Below are 3,538 nucleotides of genomic sequence, written 5' to 3' on the forward strand. Positions count from 1 at the left end.
CTCCAGGGGGCGGGCGGGGGCGAAGGCGCGGGCGGTCTCGTCGACCGTGCAGGACCAGGGGGTCAGGTCCGCGATCGTCCTGAGCAGCGGTCCCCGGGCGTGCGGCGCACGGATCAGCCACTCGTTCCAGACCGCGCCGTTGGGTGCGAGCAGGACCTCGAAGCGCAGGTCGGGCCAGAGGGGGACCGGCCACAGCAGGGCCTCGCAGTCCAGGTCGCCGATCCGGCGCCGCACCACCGACTCGGGTGCGCCCAGGACGGAGCGGTAGCGGGAGGCCGCCGCGCGGGACCGGGGGGAGTGCAGCATCGCCTGCCAGCGCTTGTTGGCCTCCCGCATGTCCGCGATGGAGACGCCCAGCCTGTGCCGGGCGTCCTCCACCAGGTCCGGGTTGTGGTCGGCCATGCGGCGCAGCAGGACCAGCTGGAAGTCGAGGGGTGTGAAGGGACTAGCGGGGCGCTTCGCGGACGGCATGTCCTCCATGGTCGCTCAGGCCACTGACACCGGGGCGGCGGCCGTCCGGGAGGAACAGGACAGAGTTGACGTAGCGGGGGTGGCTGCGGAAGGGCAGGACGCGGCCCAGCAGGCCCTGGGCGACGACGTGCTGGACGGACGCCTGGTGGGCCTCCAGGGGGAAGCGGGCGAGGGGGACCCAGCTGGTGCCGGGCAGCACCCAGCCGTCGTAGCCGAGCAGCGACAGGTACGTCACCACCGGGGCGATGGGCTGGATGCGTGACTCCAGCTCCACGAACAGCGCCGGGCGGTCGCGGGACAGGACGCCGGTCGCGCCGCGCAGGACGGCCAGTTCGCTGCCGTCCACGTCGATCTTGATGAAACCGACGTCCCGCAGGCCGAGTTCGTCGAGGGTGACGCAGGGGACGTCCAGGGCACGGGCGTGGATGTCCCGGCGGACCAGGGAGGACACGCCCCGGTCGCCCGCGTCGTCCGGGGGCAGCCACAGCCGGGCGATGCCGGGGCGGTCGGAGGCGGCGGCCTGGACGACCCGGACGTTCGGCGGGGCGGCGGAGGTCAGCAGCCGGGCCAGGTGCGGGACCGGCTCGACGGTCACCACCCGGCGGGCCCGTCTCGCCAGACGGCGGGTCCAGGGGCCGTACCAGCCGCCGACGTCCACGGCCGTCCGGCAGTCGGCAGGACACAGTTCGCCGAGACGGGCCAGCTCGGGCTCGAAGCGCGGGTAGACGGCCCGGGCGGTGGCGGCGACCAGCCGGACGGGGAGGAGGGGGGCCAGCCGGGCGGCCACCGTGCGGGAACCGGTCACTGTGCCATCCGTTTCAGCAAAGCCTCGTGCTCGTCGTCCGACACCTGCTCACCGGAGGAGGGCAGCAGCTGCGGGATGCCGTCGACGATGGGATAACGGCGGTGCAGGCGCGGGTTGTAGAGGGCTTCCTCGGCCGCCGGCCCGTCCGGTACGAGCAGGTGCAGCGGGCCCTTGTCCAGCGGGCAGGCCAGGATCCGCAGCAGCGGGTCGTCGCGGTTCATGGTGTCAACTCCTTGGCACCGATGGGGGGTTGTTGTGGTGCGGTGTCGTGCTTGGGCATGGCCAGCAGGACGGAGATGGCGAGCGCGGTACCCGCGAGGCGCAGGGCCAGGCGCAGCGGGTCGTGGGGGAGCGCCTCGCCGAACGACAACGTGCCGAGTACGGCGGTGTAGAGACAGGTCACCGTCGTGCACACCGGCACGATCAGCGAGGCGCGGCACCGCTGCAGCGCGGCCTGCGACATGACGAGGCCGAACGCGCCGGTGAACATGAGGATGTACGGGTACGGAGAACGCAGTACGCCAACGACCGCGCCGCCCAGCCCACTTGTGGTCAGATAGCTCGACACGCCCTTGATCGCGAGCGAGCTGACGCCGTACAGCACGCCCACCGCCACGCCGTACTCGACACCGGTCGTCGGCGCGCGGTGCCGGTGCCGGGAGCGGCGCTCGGCGGCGCCGTACAGCCACACGCCACCCGCCAGCGACGGCACGCACACCAACAGGATCAGCTGGTACGGGGCGCTGCGGCTGACCGTGTCCGAGCCCTCCTTGAGCGAGAGCACGACCATCAGCAGGGCCGCGAGGATCGCGCCGAGGGCGTACCGTTCCCGGCCCGTGGTCTCCTCGCCCAGCAGCCGGGCGGAGAGCAGCACCAGGAGCACCAGTCCGGAGACGAAGATGCCCTGGGCGGCGGCGATCGGGAGCGTCCGGTAGACGACGAGCTGCGCGCCGAAGCCGGAGGCGAGGGCCAGGGAACCGCCGATCCACAGCGGACTGCCCAGCACCAGCCGCAGCAGCCGGGCGGGCTGCCGGATCGACACCTCGGGCAGCGAGGTCAGGGCCCGCTTCTCCAGGACGAAACCGAGGCTGTACAGGGTGTTCGCCATCAGGGCCGCGATCACTCCCCACCACATGGCGCGCCCCCTAGGTCTTCCGCGCGTGCAGCAGAAGGATCGAGGCCAGCGACGGTCTCGAGCAGGCCAGCCGGTCGAGGGCGCGCAGGGGACGCGGTACGCCGTGGAAGGGGGCCCCTTCCAGTCGTACGACCTCGAAACCGGACGCGGTGACGAACTCCCGCAGCGCGCGGGCGGTGTAGAGCCGCAGATGTCCCACGACCTCCGTCCCGGGCCGCCCGTGGATCCCTCGCAGGCTCACCTCGGAGAACACCGGCTGCACCCCCGCCGCCAGCAGGGCGCGGTTGTACCAGGCCGCCAAGTTGGGCGTGGAGAGCATGAGATGGCCCCCGGGGCGCAGGACGCGGCGGATCTCGTCGAGGGCCGCGTCGGGGTCGACGAGGTGCTCGATCACCTCGCTGAACAGCACGGCGTCCGCGGAGCCGGTCCTGAACGGCAGTCCGCCGCCGGTGAGTTCGCCGCGGATGGTGTACGACAGGTGGGCGCGGGCCCGTCGGAGGGCGTCCTGGGACCAGTCGACGCCGACGATGCGGTGGCCGGGGAGCAGGGGGGCCGCGGTGGCGGCCGCCGTGCCGTCGCCGCAGCCGATGTCGAGGACGGTGCGCGGGGTGCCCCCGCCCGTCGCCGGGCCGAGGGCGTCGGCGAGCATGCGGGCCTGGCGGAGGCTGCGGGGGGTGCCGGAGGCGACGGGGACGGACGGGTCCTCGTAGAAGTCGCGGAGGTCCTTTAGGCGGGGGGCGGTGGTCGTCATGGGGTGACCTCCGTCGAGTGCAGGTAGTGCTCGAACAGGTCCCTGAGGTGGGCGCCGTCGCCGTGGCTGAGCAGGGCGCGCGACCAGCGCAGGGCCAGGTGCAGCCGGCCCGCGGTGGAGGCGGTGGTGACGGTGAGGCCCCGGGGCATCCGGGCGGGGGCCGAGAACCAGACGGCGTGCGCGCGGCCGGCCTCCTCGCCGAAGTCCAGGGGGTAGGGGATGCGGCCGATGTTGCTGAGCAGGGTGGTCGAGGTCCAGGGGGCGGCGGCCCGGCGCAGACCGCGGGTGAGGGCCGCGCGCCAGGCCACCGGAGTGACCGGGGCCGTCAGCAGGGCTGCCCCGTGGCCGAGTTGGGGACGGGGGAGGGACTTGAGGG

At 73.5% G+C, this 3,538-nt stretch carries 5 protein-coding genes and 1 pseudogene; all 6 read right to left on the minus strand.

Features of this window, described 5'->3' with window-relative positions; all coding sequences use genetic code 11:
* Positions 1 to 480 (minus strand): hypothetical protein (locus tag GRC12_RS42775; RefSeq protein WP_208785839.1); only part of this gene is annotated, 480 nt, incomplete at its 3' end.
* Positions 446 to 1,276 carry an FkbM family methyltransferase gene (locus GRC12_RS42780; protein ID WP_208785840.1) on the minus strand — a complete coding sequence of 277 codons (831 nt, stop codon included), beginning with the start codon at positions 1,274 to 1,276 and terminating at the stop codon, positions 446 to 448. The genes GRC12_RS42780 and GRC12_RS42775, both read right to left, overlap by 35 nt.
* Positions 1,273 to 1,497, minus strand: coding sequence for a Trm112 family protein (locus tag GRC12_RS42785; protein WP_208785841.1), 225 nt, complete (start codon positions 1,495 to 1,497; stop codon positions 1,273 to 1,275). Before GRC12_RS42785 ends, GRC12_RS42780 begins: the two co-directional genes overlap by 4 nt.
* Positions 1,494 to 2,399, minus strand: coding sequence for a hypothetical protein (locus tag GRC12_RS42790; protein ID WP_208785843.1), 906 nt, complete (start codon positions 2,397 to 2,399; stop codon positions 1,494 to 1,496). Before GRC12_RS42790 ends, GRC12_RS42785 begins: the two co-directional genes overlap by 4 nt.
* A gap of 22 nt (positions 2,400 to 2,421) precedes the next feature.
* The gene (locus GRC12_RS42795; protein ID WP_208785842.1) at positions 2,422 to 3,162 is read right to left on the minus strand and encodes a class I SAM-dependent methyltransferase; all 741 of its coding nucleotides are present in this window, start codon (positions 3,160 to 3,162) and stop codon (positions 2,422 to 2,424) included.
* Positions 3,159 to 3,538: pseudogene (locus tag GRC12_RS42800) on the minus strand (condensation protein); the annotation flags it as partial. The gene GRC12_RS42795 and the pseudogene GRC12_RS42800, both read right to left, overlap by 4 nt.

Source organism: Streptomyces griseorubiginosus (assembly GCF_017614965.1).
Taxonomy (GTDB): Bacteria; Actinomycetota; Actinomycetes; order Streptomycetales; family Streptomycetaceae; genus Streptomyces; species Streptomyces griseorubiginosus_B.